24 protein-coding genes are annotated in these 20,483 nt (G+C 62.2%); 9 read left to right on the plus strand and 15 right to left on the minus strand.

Features of this window, described 5'->3' with window-relative positions; genetic code table 11:
• Positions 1-257 precede the first annotated feature (257 nt).
• The 6 genes from ahcY to NKJ64_RS23745 all read right to left on the minus strand — a co-directional run bounded on the left by ahcY (position 258) and on the right by NKJ64_RS23745 (position 5,760).
• Positions 258-1,658 (minus strand): adenosylhomocysteinase, encoded by a 1,401-nt coding sequence (gene ahcY / locus NKJ64_RS23720; protein ID WP_023681401.1) that lies wholly within the window; start codon positions 1,656-1,658, stop codon positions 258-260.
• Between the two features lie 207 nt (positions 1,659-1,865).
• A complete protein-coding gene (locus tag NKJ64_RS23725) occupies positions 1,866-2,156 on the minus strand; it encodes an HPr family phosphocarrier protein (protein ID WP_023672303.1) in 291 nt (96 codons plus the stop codon).
• Positions 2,153-2,554, minus strand: coding sequence for a PTS sugar transporter subunit IIA (locus NKJ64_RS23730; RefSeq protein WP_023672304.1), 402 nt, complete (start codon positions 2,552-2,554; stop codon positions 2,153-2,155). Before NKJ64_RS23730 ends, NKJ64_RS23725 begins: the two co-directional genes overlap by 4 nt.
• Positions 2,555-2,718: 164 nt before the next feature.
• Positions 2,719-3,180: an HPr kinase/phosphorylase gene (locus tag NKJ64_RS23735; protein WP_023728843.1), complete on the minus strand. Its 462-nt coding sequence runs from the start codon at positions 3,178-3,180 to the stop codon at positions 2,719-2,721.
• Positions 3,181-3,192: 12 nt separating this feature from the next.
• Positions 3,193-4,974 (minus strand): sensor histidine kinase, encoded by a 1,782-nt coding sequence (locus tag NKJ64_RS23740; RefSeq protein ID WP_023728844.1) that lies wholly within the window; start codon positions 4,972-4,974, stop codon positions 3,193-3,195.
• Between the two features lie 84 nt (positions 4,975-5,058).
• Positions 5,059-5,760 (minus strand): response regulator transcription factor, encoded by a 702-nt coding sequence (locus NKJ64_RS23745; RefSeq protein ID WP_010912942.1) that lies wholly within the window; start codon positions 5,758-5,760, stop codon positions 5,059-5,061.
• Between the two features lie 346 nt (positions 5,761-6,106).
• Here NKJ64_RS23745 and NKJ64_RS23750 point away from each other — a divergent pair, with 346 nt between their 5' ends.
• The 5 genes from NKJ64_RS23750 to NKJ64_RS23770 all read left to right on the plus strand — a co-directional run bounded on the left by NKJ64_RS23750 (position 6,107) and on the right by NKJ64_RS23770 (position 11,401).
• Entirely contained in the window at positions 6,107-7,717 is a 1,611-nt protein-coding gene (locus NKJ64_RS23750) for a phosphoenolpyruvate carboxykinase (RefSeq protein WP_023710430.1), read from the plus strand.
• 86 nt (positions 7,718-7,803) lie between these two features.
• Positions 7,804-8,238, plus strand: a complete 435-nt coding sequence (gene arfB, locus NKJ64_RS23755) for an alternative ribosome rescue aminoacyl-tRNA hydrolase ArfB (protein WP_023672309.1) — start codon at positions 7,804-7,806, stop codon at positions 8,236-8,238.
• 158 nt (positions 8,239-8,396) lie between these two features.
• Positions 8,397-9,035, plus strand: a complete 639-nt coding sequence (locus tag NKJ64_RS23760) for an alpha-ketoglutarate-dependent dioxygenase AlkB family protein (RefSeq protein WP_023827364.1) — start codon at positions 8,397-8,399, stop codon at positions 9,033-9,035.
• A 79-nt stretch (positions 9,036-9,114) separates the two neighbouring features.
• On the plus strand, positions 9,115-10,203 hold the full coding sequence (locus tag NKJ64_RS23765; protein WP_081730953.1) for a phosphatase PAP2 family protein: 1,089 nt from the start codon (positions 9,115-9,117) through the stop codon (positions 10,201-10,203).
• Between the two features lie 58 nt (positions 10,204-10,261).
• Complete coding sequence (locus tag NKJ64_RS23770; RefSeq protein ID WP_023756496.1) at positions 10,262-11,401, plus strand: phosphatase PAP2 family protein; 1,140 nt, start codon at positions 10,262-10,264, stop codon at positions 11,399-11,401.
• Here NKJ64_RS23770 and coaA read toward each other — a convergent pair.
• From coaA to hisB, 9 genes are all read right to left on the minus strand, one after another.
• A complete protein-coding gene (coaA, locus tag NKJ64_RS23775) occupies positions 11,388-12,347 on the minus strand; it encodes a type I pantothenate kinase (protein ID WP_023755482.1) in 960 nt (319 codons plus the stop codon). The genes NKJ64_RS23770 and coaA overlap by 14 nt on opposite strands.
• A gap of 132 nt (positions 12,348-12,479) precedes the next feature.
• Complete coding sequence (locus tag NKJ64_RS23780) at positions 12,480-12,803, minus strand: phosphoribosyl-ATP diphosphatase (RefSeq protein ID WP_023672314.1); 324 nt, start codon at positions 12,801-12,803, stop codon at positions 12,480-12,482.
• 8 nt (positions 12,804-12,811) lie between these two features.
• Positions 12,812-13,618 carry an imidazole glycerol phosphate synthase subunit HisF gene (gene hisF / locus NKJ64_RS23785; RefSeq protein WP_023695992.1) on the minus strand — a complete coding sequence of 269 codons (807 nt, stop codon included), beginning with the start codon at positions 13,616-13,618 and terminating at the stop codon, positions 12,812-12,814.
• Entirely contained in the window at positions 13,615-14,451 is an 837-nt protein-coding gene (locus NKJ64_RS23790; protein WP_023741283.1) for an arginase family protein, read from the minus strand. The genes hisF and NKJ64_RS23790 overlap by 4 nt, the downstream gene beginning before the upstream one ends.
• The gene (gene hisA, locus NKJ64_RS23795; protein ID WP_352463449.1) at positions 14,448-15,194 is read right to left on the minus strand and encodes a 1-(5-phosphoribosyl)-5-[(5-phosphoribosylamino)methylideneamino]imidazole-4-carboxamide isomerase; all 747 of its coding nucleotides are present in this window, start codon (positions 15,192-15,194) and stop codon (positions 14,448-14,450) included. Before hisA ends, NKJ64_RS23790 begins: the two co-directional genes overlap by 4 nt.
• A gap of 3 nt (positions 15,195-15,197) precedes the next feature.
• Positions 15,198-15,488 (minus strand): DUF1330 domain-containing protein, encoded by a 291-nt coding sequence (locus NKJ64_RS23800; RefSeq protein ID WP_023672318.1) that lies wholly within the window; start codon positions 15,486-15,488, stop codon positions 15,198-15,200.
• A gap of 1 nt (position 15,489) precedes the next feature.
• Complete coding sequence (gene hisH, locus NKJ64_RS23805; protein ID WP_023695990.1) at positions 15,490-16,140, minus strand: imidazole glycerol phosphate synthase subunit HisH; 651 nt, start codon at positions 16,138-16,140, stop codon at positions 15,490-15,492.
• 1 nt (position 16,141) lies between these two features.
• Positions 16,142-16,618 (minus strand): DUF2628 domain-containing protein, encoded by a 477-nt coding sequence (locus tag NKJ64_RS23810; RefSeq protein WP_023695989.1) that lies wholly within the window; start codon positions 16,616-16,618, stop codon positions 16,142-16,144.
• 4 nt (positions 16,619-16,622) lie between these two features.
• Complete coding sequence (gene hisB, locus NKJ64_RS23815; RefSeq protein WP_023672321.1) at positions 16,623-17,222, minus strand: imidazoleglycerol-phosphate dehydratase HisB; 600 nt, start codon at positions 17,220-17,222, stop codon at positions 16,623-16,625.
• 236 nt (positions 17,223-17,458) lie between these two features.
• On the opposite strand from hisB, the gene hslV reads away from it, so the two are divergent.
• From hslV to hslU, 4 genes are read left to right on the plus strand one after another with little or no spacing between them, the layout of a single operon-like run.
• Positions 17,459-18,010: an ATP-dependent protease subunit HslV gene (gene hslV / locus NKJ64_RS23820; protein ID WP_023672322.1), complete on the plus strand. Its 552-nt coding sequence runs from the start codon at positions 17,459-17,461 to the stop codon at positions 18,008-18,010.
• The gene (locus tag NKJ64_RS23825) at positions 18,000-18,527 is read left to right on the plus strand and encodes a GNAT family N-acetyltransferase (protein WP_352463450.1); all 528 of its coding nucleotides are present in this window, start codon (positions 18,000-18,002) and stop codon (positions 18,525-18,527) included. The genes hslV and NKJ64_RS23825 overlap by 11 nt, the downstream gene beginning before the upstream one ends.
• Positions 18,528-18,531: 4 nt before the next feature.
• Positions 18,532-19,131: a DUF2585 domain-containing protein gene (locus NKJ64_RS23830; RefSeq protein WP_352463451.1), complete on the plus strand. Its 600-nt coding sequence runs from the start codon at positions 18,532-18,534 to the stop codon at positions 19,129-19,131.
• Between the two features lie 4 nt (positions 19,132-19,135).
• On the plus strand, positions 19,136-20,449 hold the full coding sequence (gene hslU, locus NKJ64_RS23835; protein ID WP_023703756.1) for an ATP-dependent protease ATPase subunit HslU: 1,314 nt from the start codon (positions 19,136-19,138) through the stop codon (positions 20,447-20,449).
• The last annotated feature ends 34 nt before the right edge of the window (positions 20,450-20,483 follow it).

Genomic DNA, 20,483 nt, shown 5'->3' on the forward strand with positions numbered 1-20,483 from the left:
CGTTTGATGAAACGCCCTTCTGACCTAACTCTTTTCTAAAGAGCATGATCTTTTCCGAAAACCGCTTCCCACTTTTCGCTGACGCGGTCCTTCGGTTCGAATCATGCTCTCGATGCGTACGCCGGCCTCGTCCCCGGCCCACGAATCAGCACAATAGCGCGTGCTGGAATCGGCGTGAAGAATCATCCGCGCAAAAAAGAAGCCGGGCGAAAAGTCAATCGCCCGGCTTCAATATCTAGCGGTAAACGCCGCTTTGGCTAATAGCGGTAGTGTTCCGGCTTGAACGGACCCTGCGGGGTCACGCCGATATAGGCGGCCTGTTCGCCGGAAAGTTCGGTCAGGCGGGCTCCAAGCTTGTCGAGATGCAGACGCGCCACCTTCTCGTCGAGGTGCTTGGGCAGCACATAGACCTGGTTCTGGTACTGGCCGGGCTTGGTGTAGAGCTCGATCTGCGCCAGCACCTGATTGGTGAACGAAGCCGACATCACGAAGCTCGGATGACCGGTCGCGTTGCCGAGGTTGAGCAGGCGCCCCTCGGACAGCAGGATCATCCGCTTGCCGTCCGGGAAGGTTATCATGTCGACCTGCGGCTTGACGTTGGTCCATTGCAGGTTGCGCAGCGACGCGACCTGGATCTCATTGTCGAAGTGGCCAATATTGCCGACGATCACCATGTCCTTCATCGAGCGCATGTGGTCGAGGGTGACCACATCCTTGTTGCCGGTGGTGGTGATGACGATGTCGGCGGTCGGTGCGGCATCTTCCAGCGTGACGACTTCAAAGCCGTCCATCGCCGCCTGCAGCGCGCAGATCGGATCGACTTCGGTGACCTTGACGCGGGCGCCGGCGCCCTTGAGCGAAGCCGACGAGCCCTTGCCGACGTCGCCATAGCCGCAGACGACCGCAACCTTGCCGGCCATCATGGTGTCGGTGCCGCGGCGGATGCCGTCGACCAGCGATTCCTTGCAGCCATATTTGTTGTCGAACTTCGACTTGGTGACCGAGTCGTTGACGTTGATCGCCGGGAAGGGCAGCAGGCCCTTCTTCTGCAGCTGGTAGAGCCGGTTGACGCCCGTCGTCGTCTCTTCGGTGACGCCGCGGATGGCTTCCTTCTGCTTGGTGAAGAACCCGGGCGAAGCCTTCAGCCGCTTCTTGACCTGGGCGTAGAAGTATTCCTCTTCCTCGCTCTGCGGGTTGGACAGCACGTCCTCGCCGGCCTCGGCGCGGGCGCCGATCAGTATGTACATGGTGGCGTCGCCGCCATCGTCGAGGATCATGTTGGAGAGGCCGCCATCGGCCCACTGGAAGATCCTGTCGGTGTAGTCCCAATACTCCTCGAGCGACTCGCCCTTGACGGCGAACACCGGGATGCCGGCCTCGGCGATGGCTGCGGCCGCATGGTCCTGGGTCGAGAAGATGTTGCACGAGGCCCAGCGGATATCGGCGCCAAGCGCCTTCAGCGTCTCGATCAGCACCGCAGTCTGGATGGTCATGTGCAGCGAGCCGGTGATGCGCGCACCTTTCAACGGCTTCTTGTCGCCGAATTCCTCGCGGCAGGCCATCAGGCCCGGCATTTCGGTTTCGGCGATATCGAGTTCCTTGCGGCCCCAGCCGGCAAGCGAGATGTCGGCGACCACATAGTCCTTGCTACCTGTCATGGCAGTGCTCCGGTGTGATTTGTCTTCAGAATGCGCCTGCGCCACACGGCGCGTCGAAGGGCGCGGAATGCCGGCCTGACTAGCAGATCGCCGCCAAGACGACAATGGGATATAAAGAAATCTTTATGCGCGTATGTGTTTTACGGGGATGCATGCCGCCCAAAAGTATCCCGCGGTTTTGGGACAACGGCGTTCAAAGCAAAAACTTCAGCACTCTTCGCCGAAGCGCGAGGCGACCAGCTGCTCCAGCGCGTCCATCGCCGCTGCGGCTTCAGCGCCGCTGGCGGTGACGCGGATCGAATAACCGGGGCTCGCCGCCAGCATCATCAGCCCCATGATCGAGGTGCCGCCGACCTTGAGACCATCCTTCTCGACATGGACGGTGGCGTCGAAGCCGCTGGCGACCTGGACGAACTTCGCCGAGGCGCGCGCATGCAGGCCGCGCTGGTTGACGATCGGGAACTCGCGCACGATCTCACCGGGCGACAGCGCGTTCATTTGCTGCTCAGCAGCTGACTTGCGACGTTGATGTATTTGCGCCCCGCGGCCTGCGCCTCGTCGAGCGCGGTCGCCATGTTGTCGCCCTTGCGGATCGATGACAGCTTGATCAGCATCGGCAGGTTCATGCCGGCGATGACCTCGGTGCGACCGGATTCCATCACCGAAATGGCGAGGTTGGAAGGCGTGCCGCCGAACATATCGGTCAGAACGATGACCCCGGTCCCGGTGTCGACGCGGCCGACGGCGTCGACGATATCGCGCCTACGCTGCTCCATATCGTCGTCGGCGCCGATTGCCACGGTTTCGAAATTGTCTTGTGGCCCCACGACATGTTCCACGGCATGGCGGAACTCGGCGGCCAGTTGACCGTGCGTTACAAGCACGAGTCCGATCATTCTATGGTGGCTCCCGTCATCGCCGCTTCACAGGCGCTTTTTATGCTCGCCGGCCATCCCAGGCGGCGGGAGCGCTATCTTGTCGACGCGCGGCGCGTTGACAAGCCCAAAATTGCGTCGGCCATGGCCAATTTGACGCATTGCAGCAGAAAACCGGCGGCGGATCATACGAAAGGCGCAATCGCCAGCCGCGCCATTACCGCCGGCAAAGCCGCAGTGACGTTGCGCTGAACGAGGTCGATGCGCGGCACCACACAGCCGGCAATGGTCGCGCTCGACTCTTCCTGGAAACGCGCGATCGCGTCTGCGGAAACCATCCGGATTGCCAGGTCGATGACCCCCACAGGTTGGAACAAAAGCGGCTTCGGACCAAGCCCGGGCACCTCTGCGAGGCCGGCAATGCTGGCGGGCGCATGGCAGACCAGCCGCCCGAAACGCGCCGCGACAAACAGCTGGTCGTCGCCGATCAGCCGCGCAAACAGCCCGCGCCGGCTGAAATGGTCGATGAGCGCCAGCGCCAGCGTTGTCTTGCCCGAGCCGGACGGCCCGGTGATCAGGACGCCCCGCTCGCCAATCAGGACTGCGGTGGCATGGATGTTCTCGGGTTCCGCGGTGGGATCGGGCATGCGCAGCCGCGATCAGCCTTCGGCCGGCAGCGTAACGACGAAGCGCGCGCCCTTGATGTCGCCGGGCTTGGTGCCGGGGATGTTCTCGGCGGTCAGCGTGCCGCCATGGGCTTCGACGATCTGCCTGGATATCGACAGGCCAAGCCCCGAATTCTGGCCGAACGCCTCGCCCGCCGGGCGGTCGGTGTAGAAGCGCTCGAAGATGCGGTCGATGGCGTCGGTGCGGATTCCGGGGCCGTTGTCGTCGACGGTGACGATGTTGACCTTGCCCGAGCGTGCCAGGGAAATGGCGATATGGCCGTGGTCCTCCGGCACGAAGGAGCGGGCATTCTCGATCAGATTGGTGATGACCTGGCCGATCCTGAGATCATGGCCGGTGACGAAATAGCCTTTGACGCCTTGCGGCAGCTTGGCGGCCTTGAATTCGATCTCGACAGCCTTTTTGTTGCGCGTCGCTTCGCGCGACACGGCGACGAGATCGGTGATGAATTTCTTCAAATCGACCGTGGCGGCATCCTCACGCGCCAGTTCGGCGTCGAGGCGCGAGGCATCGGAAATGTCGGTGATCAGCCGGTCGAGACGCCGGACATCGTGCTGGATGATCTCCATCAGCCTGCCGCGTGAATTGTCGTTCTTGGCCAGCGGCAAGGTCTCCACCGCGCTGCGCAGCGACGTCAGCGGGTTCTTCAGCTCGTGCGAGACATCGGCGGCGAAGCTTTCGATCGCCTCGATGCGGGCATAGAGCGCATTGGTCATATCGCGCACCGCGACCGACAAATTGCCGATCTCGTCCTGGCGGTCGGAAAAGTCGGGGATCTCCTCGCGGCTCTTGACGCCGCGCCGCACCCGCACTGCCGCCGCCGATAGCCGGCGCAGCGGATTGGCGATGGTGGATGCGAGCAGCATCGACAGGATGGCGGTGACAAGGGCGGCGATGCCGAACACGCGCAAAATAGCCTTGCGTTCGGCGGCGACGATCTTGTCGATGTCGCCGCCTTCCGTCGACAGCATCAGCACGCCGAGAACGGCACGGAAGCGCTGGATCGGCACCGCCACCGAAACGATCTGCTCGCCCTGTTCGCTCACCCGCACGATCGTCGATGGACTGCCGGTCAGCGCCTTGACCACTTCCGGGAAGGCCGCACCGTTGCCGCCCGGCTGCTCATGGTAGACGGGCAGGTCCTTGTTGCGGAAGAAGTCGAAGACGAATTTCTGCACGCGCTCCAGCATATCCGGCTGCTCGTCCTCGACCGGCGGCAGGTCGTAGCGCAGGATTTGGCCGCGCGAATAGAGATGGCGCGAATCGAGCAGCAGATTGGCGTCGCGGTCATAGATGCGGGCCCGGGTGCGCGTCGGCGAAATCAGCCGCCGCAGCACCGGCGCGACGCGCTCGGGATTGATCGGGAAATCCAGATTGTCGAGCTGGTCTGAGCCCGGCCCCAGGCTTTCACCGGCCTGCAGTTCGAGCAGTTTTTCCGGATCGATGCTGATCGAATCGGTCTCGACCGTTGCCGACGCGGCAATGGCGCCGGCGATGATCTCGCCCTGCGTCATCAGGCTTTCGACGCGGGCGTCGATCAGCCCGTCGCGGAAGGTGTTGAGATAGAGGATGCCGGTGACCAGCACGGCGAGGCCGGCCAGGTTGAGGAACAGGATGCGCCGGGTCAGGCTGGAAAAGATGTGGTGGCCGAGGAAGCGGCGCATCGGCACCGTCAACCTCGACAGGAATGCGGGCAGAATCCGCGACCGCCTGACAGCGCTCGTTCGTCTGCTCCGCTGTACATCCACTGCCATCGAATAGCAGCTCCCGCCTAGTCTTTGGTTTTATGCATGTCGTCGTCCCAAAAACGCGACCACTTTTGGGCGACATGCATCAACTCAAGCTTCGCGGAACCGGTATCCGACTCCGTAAAGGGTTTCGATCATTTCGAAGTCGTCATCGACGGCCTTGAACTTCTTGCGCAGCCGCTTGATGTGGCTATCGATGGTGCGGTCGTCGACATAGACCTGCTCATCATAGGCCGAATCCATCAGCGCATCACGGCTTTTTACCACGCCGGGGCGCTGCGCCAGCGAGTGCAGGATGAGAAATTCGGTGACCGTCAGCGTCACCGGCTCGCCCTTCCAGGTGCAGGTATGGCGTTCCTGGTCCATGACCAGCTGGCCGCGTTCCAGCGAACGGGCCTGCTGGCTGGGCGCCTTTGCCGCAGCTTCGCGGGCGCTGGCGCGGCGCAGCACGGCGCGCACCCGCTCGACCAGCAGGCGCTGCGAGAACGGTTTGCGGATGAAATCGTCGGCGCCCATCTTGAGGCCGAAAAGCTCATCGATCTCATCGTCCTTCGAGGTCAGGAAGATCACCGGTAGGTCGGACTTCTGCCGCATCCGGCGCAACAGCTCCATGCCGTCCATGCGCGGCATCTTGATGTCGAGGATGGCGAGATTCGGCGGCCGCGCCGCCAGGCCTTCCAGCGCCGACGCACCATCCGTGTAGGTCTCGACGCGATACCCCTCGGACTCGAGGGCGATCGACACCGATGTCAGAATGTTGCGGTCGTCATCGACAAGCGCGATTGTTGCCATTTCAAGCGGCTCCCTCATGAGCTGTCCCTTCTGTCTTAGAGAAGGGGCTTTTGCAGGACAAATTAGGTACAAAATGTGGCACAGGCTCCACCCGCTGTCGCGGACGGCTTGCCGGCGGCCCCATCGGAACCTCTACACGGGTTGGACGAACACTGTGTGCCAATCCTTTGGGCAACCACCGTGATTTTTTGCACATATAAACGATTTAAACAACTTTCAAAATTTTTAAATCGATTAATGATTTGATATCATTCGAGTTTTCTGGTTCTCACCGTCTCAGCCCCTAACGCGGGCTCGCCGGAAACGCGCCGGCAAAGTGCGGCGAATCCAGAAGAAGGGACCCTTGATGTCGGAAGTCGGCAAACGCAATTCTGCTTGCGCGATCGATCGTATCGGCCTGAAAACCACCGGCACGGTGCATTATAATTTTGGTGCGGCCGCCCTTTATGAGGCAGCGATCCGTCGTGGCGAGGCCCGGTTGACCGCCGGCGGCGCGCTGCTTGCCGAGACCGGCCAGCACACTGGCCGCTCGCCCAAGGACAAGTTTGTCGTCCGCGATGGCGCCACCGAGCCCCATGTCTGGTGGGACAACAACAAGGCGATTTCGGCGGGCCAGTTCGAAATGCTGCTCGCCGATTTCCTTGTCCACGCCGCGAATAGCGATCTCTATGTGCAGGACCTCGTCGGCGGCGCCGATGCCGAGCTGAAGCTGCCGACGCGGGTCATCACCGAATTCGCCTGGCACTCGCTGTTCATCCGCAATCTTTTGATCCGCCCGCAGGCCGCCGAGCTCGAGGATTTCGTGCCGGAGATGACGATCATCGACCTGCCGTCCTTCCGCGCCGATCCGGCCCGCCACGGCAGCCGCACCGAAACGGTGATTGCGGTCGATCTCACCCGCAAGATCGTGCTCATCGGCGGCACTTCCTATGCCGGCGAGATGAAGAAATCGGTGTTCACCATGCTCAACTATCTGCTGCCGGAAAAGGGCGTCATGCCGATGCACTGCTCGGCCAATGAGGGCCCGGCCGGCGACGCGGCGATCTTCTTCGGGCTTTCCGGGACGGGCAAGACGACGCTGTCGGCCGATCCGTCACGTACGCTCATCGGCGACGACGAGCACGGCTGGGGACCGCACGGCATCTTCAACTTCGAAGGCGGCTGCTACGCCAAGACGATCCGGCTGTCGGCCGAGGCCGAGCCGGAGATTTTCGCCACCACGCAGCGCTTCGGCACGGTGCTGGAAAATGTCGTGCTCGACGCCGACCGCGTGCCGGACTTCAACGACGGCCGGCTCACCGAAAACACGCGCTGCGCCTATCCGCTGGATTTCATCCCCAATGCCTCGAAGAGCGGACGGGCCAGCCACCCGAAAAACATCATCATGCTGACCGCCGATGCCTTCGGCATCATGCCGCCGATCGCACGGCTGACCCCGGCGCAGGCGATGTATCACTTCCTCTCCGGCTACACCGCCAAGGTGGCCGGCACCGAGAAGGGCGTTACCGAGCCGGAAGCGACCTTCTCGACCTGCTTCGGCGCCCCGTTCATGCCGCGCCACCCCAAGGAATACGGCAATCTGCTGCGCGAGCTGATCGCCCGCCACGGCGCCGATTGCTGGCTGGTCAACACCGGCTGGACCGGCGGCGCCTACGGCACCGGCAAGCGCATGCCGATCAAGGCGACGCGCGCCTTGCTGGCCGCAGCGCTTGACGGTTCGCTGAAGGCGTCCGGTTTCCGCACTGACGCCAATTTCGGCTTCGAGGTGCCGGTTGCTGTGCCTGGCGTCGAGAGCGCCATTCTCGACCCGCGTTCGACCTGGGCCGACAAGGCAGCCTATGACCGGCAGGCAGCGCGATTGGTCGGCATGTTCGCCGTCAACTTCGAGAAATTCGAGAGCCATGTCGATGCCGTCGTGCTAGGCGCAGCACCCCGCCTGCAGGAAGCTGCGGAATAGTCCAGGCATCTTCACCGAAGCATCCTTGAAAGGCGCGGTCTCGATCGGGCCTTTTCTTTTTTGGTCCGCCGCGCCATGACTGCGGCATGCCTATCGACGACATCATCATATCAGACGAAGCCGTAATCCATCCGGGCGACCTGCACGAGGATTTCATCCGTTCGTCGGGTCCCGGCGGCCAGAACGTCAACAAGGTGGCGACCGCCGTCCAATTGCGCTTCGACGCCGCCAATGCGGCTGGCCTGTCCGAACGCGTGCGCGCGCGCACGATCAAGCTCGCCGGCCAGCGCGCCACCAAGGACGGCGTCATCGTCATCGAGGCCGGCCGCTTCCGCACCCAGGAGCAGAACCGGGCCGATGCCCGGGCAAGGCTGACGGCGCTGGTCGCCAAGGCCGCGGAACCGCCGCCGCCGCCGCGCAAGAAGACCAGGCCGTCGAAAGGCTCGGTGGAGCGGCGGCTGCAAAGCAAGGCAGGGCGCGGCACGATCAAAAAGCTGCGCGGCCGGGTAGAGAACGACTAAGGACCGCGCCGACTGCGTGCATAAAGCGGCTTCCCCTTCGGAGCCGCAGCCGCAAGGTTTCACCATTGCCACAGAAAGGGAGGCCAACAACCGTGGCTTTCGGGTCGCTGTTTCTGATTGGCGGTGGCATGGTTTCAGTATCAACCGGAGGCGAAGTCATGCTCGTTCTGCCCAAAGGCGTCCGCCACATGCCTGGTTATCTGTCCCGCGCGGCGCAGGAAGCGCTGGTCGAAGAGGTGAGGACCATTGTACAGCGGGCGCCGCTGTACGTGCCGGCGATGCCGCGGACCGGCAAGGAGATGAGCGTGCGCATGACCAATTGCGGCACGCTCGGCTGGGTCACTGACAAGGAGTTGGGTTATCGCTACCAGCCAACGCACCCACTCACCGGAGAGCCATGGCCGCCGATCCCGGACGCGCTGATGCAATTGTGGCGGGAGGTCGCCGCCTATCCGAATCCGCCAGAGGCCTGCCTGGTCAATTTCTATACGCAGGACGCCAAAATGGGCCTGCACCAGGATCGCGACGAAGCCGATTTTTCGGCGCCTGTGGTCTCGGTGTCACTTGGCGACGATTGCCTGTTCCGGGTCGGCCAAGTGACGGGCAGGGGGGCCACACGCGACGGCGGCACCAAATCGTTCCGCCTGAAAAGCGGCGACGTCGTCGTGCTCGGCGGCGAAGGCCGGCTCTGCTTCCACGGCGTCGACCGCATCTATCCGTCGACCTCGGCGCTGCTGAAAAATGGCGGCCGGATCAATCTGACGCTGCGGCGGGTCAACCGTACCCTGGAGCAGTAGAGGTATTCTTCGACTTACTGTTTGTTAAAGTATAGGTGCGACACAAAGGAATGTTCTCAAAAAGATTGGGGCCGTTCCTATGGCTTCCTCTGAAATCGTGCAAAGTCCTTCGCATGTGGACCGGTTTCCCGCATGGCTCGCGCGTGAGGGCCGCCGCAGTGCAATGATCTTCGCATTTGTCGTGTTGACCTTTCTCATCGCGACAATCAGGGGCGATTCGATCCTGCCCCATATTGTTGAATATACCGGTCGAATTGTGCGCTTTTTGCCTTTGCTGGGCTCTATCCTTGTTGCCGTGGTTGGTTCCTGCGCGCTCGTTCAGGGTCGCCATGGGTCACCAGTCAGCATCGCGGTCGCTTCCCTCGGAGGCATGTCGAATACCCTTGCGCGGGGTTTCTGCGCTAGCGTCGTGTTGGCTCTCTTCATGGCGGCATTCCTCTACAACAAAATGATGATTCCGATTGTCGCCCCCTTCCAGTGGGACGAAACTTTCTCCCACTGGGATGCAAATCTCCTGGGTGGGAATCAGGCGTGGCAAATCATTCAGCCGGTCGTCGGCATGCCTTGGGTAACTCGCCTGTTGGACATAGTGTACACTCTGTGGATGCTGCTGGTGTTCTTGTTCTGGGTGGGGTTGCTTGTCAGTCCGCGCGTGCCTGAGCGGATCCGCCTTCGCTACTGGCGGGCGACGGTCATTTCGTGGATCCTGATCGGCCTGGTCATAGCAACGTTGTTCTCCTCGGCAGGACCTTGTTACTTTGCGGAAATGGTGCCGGGCGCACCCTCGCCATATGCCGATCTGATGCGCTATCTCGACGAGGTTGCCTCGATCTATCCGCTGTCGTCATCCTTGACACAGGATTTTCTTTGGGAGGTCTATACTGGCCGTGTCGATTTGCCCGGTGGCATTTCGGCCATGCCCAGCATGCACAACGCGCAGGCGGCGCTGTTTGTGGCTGTCGCGTACTCAATTGATCGCAGGTTCGGTCACGCCATGCTGGCCTTTGGCGTCTTGTTGTTCTTCGGCTCGATTCACCTCGGGTGGCACTATGCCGTGGACGGAATTGTCGGCATTGCCGCGGCGCTCGCCATCTGGTGGGGCTGTGGCAAATTGGGGCTGGCGAATGACGACACTTTCTTGAGCGAGCGCGTCCTCGCACAGCACTAACCGATTCTACAGATTTTCCTTATAAAGTGCCCGGGCATTGCAACGTCGGCTCGGGACAATGACAAAGAGCAGTGTGGTTTTCCGTCAGTTGTGGGCAGTCATCAAACAAGCGATCCCGCTGATTCGCCGGGATTCAGGCGTTTATCTGTTCATCGTCGTCTACACATTGGCCGGACTGGTTTTTCTGTATGCAATAGGCGCGGCCGACCGCAGCGCGTATTCGATATATTTCGGGCGGTGGATATTGTTGAACGGCCTGATGCTGCCGACCTTCGCCATTATTGTTGACATAAGCCTGCTTATACATCGCACCGACATCAGGCGCCGTCTGGCGGCGAAATATGTGTTCTCGACATCGCGGCTGGCATATTCGCTCTCGGGTCTATGCCTCCTCATGGCGCTCATGATCTTTCAAGGCACATTCACCTCGGTGAAGAACGGACTGCCGGTCTGGCAGGACGGCTTTCCATTTGACGTGCTGCATGCCGACATCGATGCGTTCCTGCATTTCGGCGCCGATCCGTGGCGCTGGCTCTATCTGGTGGCCAAAAACGATTTCGTGCGGGCTGCCATCGAGTGGAATTACAACGTATTCTGGTTTGTCCTCAATTTTGGCGCCTTGTTCTTCGTCGCGACATCGCCCCGGACGGCGTCGGTTCGAACGCGCTATGTCATCTGCTTCATGGTGGTTTGGATCGTCGTCGGCAACATATTGGCTGGACTGTTCCTGTCGGCTGGTCCGGCGTTTTACGGGATGGTCACGGGCGACACGGCGCGGTTTGGCGAACAGCTCGCATTCCTGGCCCGCGGCGCCGAATCCTCCAATTCCGCTGTTTCCTACCAGCAATATTTGTGGAGGCTTCATGAGGCCAGGCAGACCGGTTTCGCGTCAGGCATTTCGGCCTTTCCCAGCGTGCATGTCGGCTTGGCGATGCTCAACGCACTTTTTGCATGGGAGTACAATCGCCGTCTCGGCGCTGTAGCGTTTGTCTATGTGGCCTTTGTTGCCGTCAGCTCGGTTTATCTGGCGTGGCACTATGCAATCGACGGCTATGCCGCAGCTGCTGTCTCGGTGATTGTCTATGTCGCGGCGCGCAAACTCGTCCCGGCCGACCGGCGCTATGTCCGGCGACCGGCGCAGGATACGCAATCGGCCGATATCGCGACCAGCCCGGAGGCGGCGGTCACAGTTTCCTGAGCGCCACTTCCTCGACCAGATGATTGGCGCCCTTGCGCAGGATGAGGTTGGCCCGCGCCCGTGTCGGCACGATGTTCTCGCGCAGGTTTTTCAGGTTGATGTTGGCCCACAAGCCTTCCGCAATGGCGCGCGCGGCGTCTTCCGAAAGCTGCGAATAGCGGTGGAAGAAGGAGTCCGGATTGCGGAAGGCCGTCTCGCGCAGGCGCATGAAGCGGGCGATGTACCATTGGTGGATCAGCTTCTCGTCGGCATCTATATAAATGGCGAAATCGAAGAAATCCGACAGGAACGGCACGATCTTGCCGTCCTTCGGCAATTTGCCGGGTTGCAGAACGTTGATGCCTTCGAAGATCAGAATGTCTGGCCGGTCGATGGTGACGAACTCGCCGGGAATGACGTCATAGGTCAAATGCGAATAGACGGGCGCGCGGACATTGCGCTGCGCCGACTTGATGCCCGAGAGGAAACGCAGCAGCGCACCGACATCGTAGCTGTCGGGAAAGCCCTTGCGCTCCATCAGATTGTCGCGTCGCAACACCTTGTTGGGTAAGAGAAAACCGTCGGTGGTGATGAGATCGACCTTGGGGCTCGACGGCCAGCGCGCCAGAAGCTCCTTCAGCACGCGCGCCGTGGTCGATTTGCCGACCGCAACCGAACCGGCAATGCCGATGATGAACGGTGTCTTGACCACATCCAGCGCGTTGAAGAAGGCCTGGCGCTGGCGAAACAGCAACTGGCTGGCCTCGACATGCGCCGAAAGCAGCCGCGAGAGCGACAGATAGATGCGCTTGACTTCTTCCAGGTCGACCGGATCGTTCAACGAGCGCAGACGGTTGATCTCGTCTTCGCCCAGCGTCATCGGCGTGTCGGCGCGGAAGTTCGACCATTGCTCGGCCGAGAAGAAACGATAGGGGGAATATTTCTCGGTCGGAGCGAGTTGGTCCATCGAGTTTCCTGCCCTCTAGAGCATGAGGCCGAAAAGTGTGAAGCGGTTTTCGGGCGACATCATGCTCCCTCTATCAATTTAGAGACGGATTCAGATTTAAGGCCTCGGCCCGAAATCATCCGGCTCTCGCGGTCAGCCTTTCGGCCGGGATGCCTTTTCAGTGACGCCCGAACGGCCGGTACGGCCCTCAAGCTCCTTCAGCACCTCGCCCAGCGAAACGCCGGCCATGCCAAGCACGACGAGCCAATGATATATGAGATCGGCACTTTCGGAAACGAGGGCATTTTTGTCGCCCTTGACGGCGGCAATCACCGTTTCGACTGCCTCTTCACCAAGCTTCTGCGCCGCCTTGTCGATGCCTTTGGCGAACAGTTTTGCCGTCCACGAGTCCGGGTCGCCGGAACGGGCGCGTTCGCCAATGATCGTTTCCAGATCGGACAGCGAAAATTCAGCCATGGCGCAGCCTACAGCCTTTGTGGAGTGGATTGAACCGGGTAGTCCAGCCGCATCGGCAGCCCGGCCTCGGCCATATGCGCCTTGGCTTCCGCAATCGTGTAAGTGCCGAAATGGAAGATCGAGGCCGCGAGCACGGCGCCGGCGTGGCCGTCGCGAATGCCCTCGACCAGATGGTCGAGCGTGCCGACGCCGCCCGACGCGATGACCGGCGCGCGCACCGCATCCGCTATCGCGCGGGTCAGCGCAATGTCGTAACCGGCCTTGGTGCCGTCACGGTCCATCGAGGTCAAAAGAATCTCGCCGGCGCCGCGATCGACCATTTTTCGCGCAAACTCGACCGCATCGATGCCGGTCTTTTCACGGCCGCCATGGGTGAAGATCTCCCAGCGGTCGGCTTCATTGGGTGCCGACACCTTCTTGGCGTCGATGGCGACGACAATGCACTGGTTGCCGAACTTGTCGGCGGCTTCCGCGACGAAATCGGGGTTCTTCACCGCCGCAGTGTTGATCGACACCTTGTCGGCGCCGGCCAGCAACAGTTTGCGAATATCGGCCACCTGGCGCACGCCGCCGCCGACGGTCAGCGGCATGAAGCATTGTTCGGCGGTGCGGGCGACGACGTCGAAGATGGTTTCACGGTTGTCGGACGACGCGGTGATATCGAGAAAGCAAAGCTCGTCAGCGCCGGCCGCGTCATAGGCTTTGGCCGCCTCGACCGGATCACCGGCATCGATGAGGTCGACGAAATTGACCCCCTTGACGACGCGGCCGTTCTTGACGTCGAGGCAAGGGATGACTCGGGCCTTCAGCATCAGCCCTTCTCCATCGTCGCCAGCAACTCGCTGAGCAGTTCGCCGACCAGCGGCGGAACCTCGGCCTGCGCATCGAACGCCGGATCGTAGGCGGAAATGGTGATGCCGGAAATCGGCAGCAGGCCGGCCATGCCGCAGACAGCCTGGCGCAGCTGTTTCGGCTCCGGGCCGCCGGGCGTGGTGTAGCGGTTGGCCTGCAGCGCCCCGGGGTCGTGCACGTCGAGATCGAGATGCAGGTGCACCCGCTTCGCGTCCGGCGCCTTCAGCCTGGTGCTCGCCGTCGCCCAGTCCGGGCATTCGGTGCGGATGACCGGCAAAGTCTTCAACAGCTCCGTTTCGGCCGGATCGAGATCGCGCGCGTTGACCAGCACGCAGCGCGCCGGATCGATCGGCTTGAAGCCGGGGATGGCCGAGGCCATCGGCTTCCAGCACAGGCCGAGAACCGTGGCCAGCGCCATGCCGTCGAGAAAGCCGAAGATGGACGTCTCCGGCGTGTTGAGATCGCCATGCTGGTCGGCCCAGATGATCGCATCGGCATCCTCGCCGGCAACCGCACCGGCCGATGTCAGACAATTGCCGGCCAGCACGATGGGAAGCCGGCCGCGGTCTATGGCGATGCGGACCTCGCCGGAGACGGCGCCGCACACGGCAAAGCCGGTGGCGATCTCGCGCTGCTGTTCGTCGCCAACCCTGCCGATATCGGTGACGACGACGTCATGCCCGGAGAGCGTCAGCGCGTCGACCAGCCCGCCGGCGACGAGTGCATCCGGGCCTCGGCCCATGCCGCCGTGATAGTGGCCGCTGTCATAGGAGGCCAGGATGATGGAGATCTTCAAGATCGGGTCTCCATCGCCTTGCCCTGCAGCACCGCAAGCGCCTCGGCCGGGTCGATACGCCCGTCATAGAGCGCGCGGCCGGAGATGGCGCCTTCCAGTTTCTTCGCGTCGGGCATGGTCATGCGCACGATGTCGGCGATCGAAGCCAGCCCGCCCGAGGCGATGACCGGGATCGAGACCGCGTCGGCGAGATCGATCGTGGCATCCCAGTTGATGCCGGTCAGAACGCCGTCTCGGTCGATGTCGGTGTAGATGATGGCGGCAACGCCGGCGCCTTCGAATTTCCGCGCCAGTTCGATGACGCCGAGGCTGGAGGCCTCGGCCCAGCCTTCGACCGCCACCTTGCCGCCCTTGGCGTCGATGCCCACGGCGATCTTTCCAGGAAATTCCTTGCAGGCTTCCCGGACCAGGTCGGGATCGCGCACCGCCACCGTGCCGAGGATGACGCGGGCCAGCCCGCGGTCGAGCCAGTCCTCGATCTGCGCCAGCGTGCGGATGCCGCCGCCGAGCTGCACCGGGTTTTTCGTCGCCTTGAGGATGGCGCCGACCGCCGCGCTGTTGACGCTTTGGCCTTTGAACGCGCCATTGAGGTCGACGACGTGCAGCCAATCAAAACCCTGGTCCTCGAAGGCCTTAGCCTGGGCCGCCGGATCGTCATTGTAGATGGTCGCGGTCGCCATATCGCCGTGCTTCAGCCGCACGCACTTGCCGTCCTTGAGGTCGATGGCGGGAAACAGGATCACCGTTCAGACCCCTTCCACAATGGCGAAATGCGAGGTCGAATAAGCGCGCCGGAATTTCAGCGCTGCCTGGTATTCGGGGGAATGGAAGCAAGCCAGCGCGACCTCGTAGCTTTCGAACTCGACGATCACATGGCGATTGCCGGATGGCCCTTCCGGGCTTGACGACTGACCGCCTCGCGTCAGGAATTTCGCGCCGTATTTGTCGAACGCCGCTTTGTTGGCGGCGATGTATTTCGGATAGTTTTCCGGATCGGTCACATCGACCATCGCCATCCAGTAGCCCTTCTTGCTCATCTCAAGGCCTCCAGCGCAGGAAGTTGGTGATCAGTGCCAGGCCGAGCGCCTGGCTCTTTTCCGGATGGAATTGCATGCCGGCAAGGTTACCGCGCGCGACCGCCGCCGTTACCGGGCCGCCATAATCGGCGACGGCCAGCACTTCGTCCGGCCTTGTCGCGTCGAGATGGTAGGAATGAACGAAATAGGCGTGCAGACCCTTGGGCCCGGTCGCAATACCCGAAAACAGCGGGTGCTTGCGCTCCAGATCGATGGTGTTCCAGCCGATTTGCGGGATCTTCAGTGCCGGATCGGCGGGCGTGATCTCCTTGACGTCGCCGGCAATCCAGCCGAAGCCCTTGGTCACGGTCTTTTCCAGGCCGCGCTCCGACATCAGCTGCATGCCGACGCAGATGCCGAGGAACGGCCGCGCCTTGGCGATCGCTACCTCTTCCACCGCTTCCCACATGCCGGCGACGCCGCGCAGGCCCGCCGCGCAATCGGCATAGGCGCCGACGCCGGGCAAAACGATGCGGTCGGCGCTGCGCACCCGCTCGGCGTCGGCGGTCAGCTCGATGGCAGCGGCAATGCCGGCTTCATGCGCGGCGCGCTCGAAGGCCTTGGTGGCCGAGCGCAGATTGCCCGACCCGTAATCGATGATGGCAACCCGCATCTCAGGCTTTTCCCGGCGTATGGCTCAGGCCCAGCGTCAGCCCGGTCTGCGTCGGCCGGGCCAGGCTGGCGTCCGGCACGATGCGCGGCAGCGGCGCCGGCTCGTCGGCAAGCGCCTCGGCGTCCAGTGTCTGGCGGATGTCGGCATCGTCAGGATTGTCGGCTTCGACGACGCCCCATTCATGCCAGCCGCGGCAGCGCAGCGCTGCGATCCGCAGCCCTTGGCCTTCCAGCCCGATATAGAGCGAGACCAGTAAAGACAGTGCGGAGCCGGCCCAGTCCAGTCCCAGCCATTGGCCGAGCACCGAGATGAGCCCCATGGCGACGAAGGCGAGCGCGGCCTCGATCCACAGCCTGTGCCAGGCGAGCCACAGCGGCGCCACCAGGAAAGCCAGCCAGGAAAAACCGTCGCGGACCAAAACGGTTGCGTCGGCCGCCTCGGTGCGGCCTGGCGGTTCCATCACGACATAGATGGCCATCAGCCTACCCTTTCAGAGATCCCTTGGTGGAGGGAACCGCTTCCGGCTGGCGCGGGTCGCGCTCCAGTGCGAAACGCAGCGCGCGCGCCACCGCCTTGAAGCAGGTTTCGGCAATATGGTGATTGTTGGCGCCATAATGGTTGGTGACATGCAGCGTGATACCGGCATTCTGCGCCAGCGCCTGGAAGAATTCACGCACCAGTTCGGTGTCGAACGTGCCGATCTTGGGCGACGAGAAGGCGACATTCCAGACCAGGAACGGACGGCCCGACACGTCGATCGCGGCCCGCGTCAGCGTCTCGTCCATGGCAAGGTCGACAGAGGCGTAGCGCATGATGCCGCGCCGCTCGCCCAGCGCCTTGGCCAGCGCCTGGCCGATCGCAATGCCGGTGTCCTCGACCGTGTGGTGGTCGTCAATGTGCAGGTCGCCCTTGGCCTTCACCGTGATGTCGATCAGCGAGTGGCGCGACAGCTGGTCCAGCATGTGGTCGAAGAAGCCGACGCCGCTCGACATGTCGGATTTTCCGGTGCCGTCGACATGGACCGAGACGCTGATCTCGGTTTCCTTGGTCTTGCGGCTGACTTCGGCGGAACGGGACGCCATTACCTTGTCCTTGGCTGAGGGGTTCGAAACTCAAGACGGGGTTCCAAGCTGTCATTTGCTTGAAAACGAAAGCCTTCTAGCAGCATGATCCGGCGATTGCCAGTTGCGATGCGGACAGCCACCGGCCATGGCGGACGCCGTTTGCAATCACCCGCCCCATGCATACATATGGCCGATCGAAATCACTCTACCGCGCGCCAATCGCCTTATCGGGATCGCGCGAATCGGAGCTAAAAATGTCGAATGAACTGAGCATGCACGCCACGACCATCGTGACGGTGCGCAAGGGCAACAAGGTGGTGATCGCCGGCGACGGCCAGGTCAGCCTTGGCCAGACCATCATGAAAGGCAATGCCAAAAAGGTGCGCCGCATCGGCAAAGGCGGCAATGTCATTGCGGGTTTCGCCGGCGCCACGGCGGATGCTTTCACCCTTCTGGAGCGGCTGGAAGCCAAGCTCGAACAATATCCCGACCAGTTGACGCGCGCCTGCGTCGAGCTCGCCAAGGACTGGCGCACCGACCGTTATCTGCGCCGGCTGGAAGCGATGATGCTGGTGGCCGACAAGTCGGTTTCGCTGGCGCTCACCGGCACCGGCGACGTGCTGGAGCCCGAATTCGGCGTCATGGCCATCGGTTCCGGCGGCAACTATGCGCTGGCCGCTGCCCGCGCGCTGATGGATAGCGACAAGGATGCCGAGGAGATCGCCCGCAAGGCGATGCAGATCGCCTCCGACATTTGCGTCTACACCAACAACAACTTTGTTGTCGAAACGCTCGATGCCGGCTAACCCGCCGGTGCTCTATGATTTTCGACCGGTTACCGAAAAAGACCTGCCGATGATCGCCGGCTGGCTGGCCGAGCCGCATGTCGCCGAATGGTGGGACGATCCGGAGACGGAAATCGCCGAAATCGGGGAGCACATCGACTCTATTTCTGTAGAGCCGCTGATCGTCGAGCTCGACGGCAGGCCGATCGCCTATCTGCAGAGCTACGATCCGCATCTGGAAGACGGCCATCCCTATGCCGACCAGCCGTTCGGCACGCTCGGCATCGACCTGTCGATCGGCGTGCCGGACCTGGTTAGCAAAGGTCATGGCTCGGCGATCGTCAGGCAATTCGTCGAGCAACTGTTCGAGGAAGGCGCGCCGCGCGTCATCATCGATCCGCATCCCGACAATGGCCGCGCCATCCGCGCCTATGAAAAGGCGGGCTTCAGGGCTATCGGTCGCAGACACTCTAGATATGGGGACGTCGTGCTGATGGCTGTCGATGCCAAAGACAGCGACGCGGAAGAAGGGGAATGAGTTGATGGCGACACCGGGCACTGCCAAAAATTACTCGGCCTACGAAGACAGCTGGCGGATGGGGCTTCTGCTCGTGCTCGCTCTGCTCATCTTCCAAGCCGGCGCGCTTTACGGCATGGGCCGCACGCCGATCTGCACCTGCGGTTACGTCAAACTCTGGCACGGTGTGGTGAACAGTTCGGAGAATTCCCAGCATATTTCCGACTGGTACACGTTCTCGCACATCATCCACGGCTTCCTGCTCTACGCCTTGGCCTGGTTCCTGTTCCCGCGCTCGCCAATCGGTCTGCGCCTGGCATTCGCCGTCGTCATCGAGGGCGGCTGGGAACTCCTGGAAAACAGCCCGTTCATCATCGAGCGCTACCGCGCCGGCACCATCTCGCTGGATTACTATGGCGACTCGATCATCAATTCAGTGTCCGACACGCTGGCCATGGTGCTGGGATTTGTGATGGCGCGAAAGCTACCTATATGGAGCATCGTCGGCCTCGCCCTCATCTTCGAACTGGGTGTCGGCTACCTCATCCGGGACAATCTGACGCTCAACGTGATCATGCTGCTGCATCCGTTCGAGTCCATCAAGCAGTGGCAAAGTGGAATCTAGTGATATGACCACCTTCTCTCCCCGTGAAATCGTTTCGGAACTCGACCGCTTCATCATCGGCCAGAAGGACGCCAAGCGCGCCGTGGCCATTGCCTTGCGCAACCGCTGGCGCCGCCAGCAGCTGGAAGGCCAGATGCGCGAAGAGGTGATGCCGAAGAACATCCTGATGATCGGCCCGACCGGCGTCGGCAAGACCGAGATCTCGCGCCGCCTGGCGCGACTCGCCGGTGCGCCCTTCGTCAAGGTCGAGGCCACCAAGTTCACCGAAGTCGGCTATGTCGGCCGCGATGTCGAGCAGATCATCCGCGACCTGGTCGAGATCGCCATCGGCCTGGTGCGCGAGAAGATGCGCGAGGACGTGAAGGCGCGCGCGCACCTCAATGCCGAGGAGCGCGTGCTGGAAGCCCTGGTCGGCAAGACGGCGAGCCCGGCGACCCGCGATTCCTTCCGCAAGAAGCTGCGCGACGGCGAGCTCGACGAAAAGGAGATCGAGATCGAGGTTGCCGACACCGGCACCGGCGGCATGCCCGGCTTCGAGATCCCCGGCATGCCGGGCGCTAATATCGGCGTGCTCAACATCAACGACATGCTGTCGAAGGCGATGGGTGGCAAGAAGACCAAGGCGCGCAAGACGACGGTCAAGGAGTCCTACGCGCTGTTGGTCAACGACGAGTCCGACAAGCTGCTCGACCAAGACGAGGTGGTGCGCCGGGCGCTCGACGCGACCGAAAATGACGGCATCGTCTTCCTCGACGAGATCGACAAGATCGCCTCGCGCGAAGGCGGCATGGGCGCCGGCGTCTCGCGCGAAGGCGTGCAGCGCGACCTGCTGCCGCTGATCGAAGGCACGACGGTGGCGACCAAATACGGACCGTTGAAGACCGACCACATACTGTTCATCGCCTCGGGCGCCTTCCATGTCTCCAAGCCGTCCGACCTGTTGCCGGAATTGCAGGGCCGCCTGCCGATCCGTGTCGAGTTGCGGGCGCTGGAGAAGGACGATTTCATTCGCATCCTCACCGAGACCGAGGCCAGCCTCATCAAGCAGTATATCGCGCTGATGAAGACCGAAGGCGTCGACCTCACCTTCACCGACGATGCCATCGATTCGCTGGCCGGCATCGCTGTCGACCTCAACGCTAGCGTCGAAAACATCGGAGCGAGACGCCTGCAGACGGTGATGGAGCGCGTGCTGGACGAGATCTCCTACGACGCGCCCGACCGCAACGGCACCAGCGTCGCCATCGATGCCGCCTATGTGGAAAAGCATGTCGGCGACCTCTCGCGAAACACAGATTTGTCGCGATTCATCCTTTAAACGAGGGCGCCGGTTCATCCGGCGCCGGTATTAG

The organism is Mesorhizobium sp. M0062, from assembly GCF_040323125.1.
In the GTDB taxonomy this organism is placed as follows: Bacteria; Pseudomonadota; Alphaproteobacteria; order Rhizobiales; family Rhizobiaceae; genus Mesorhizobium.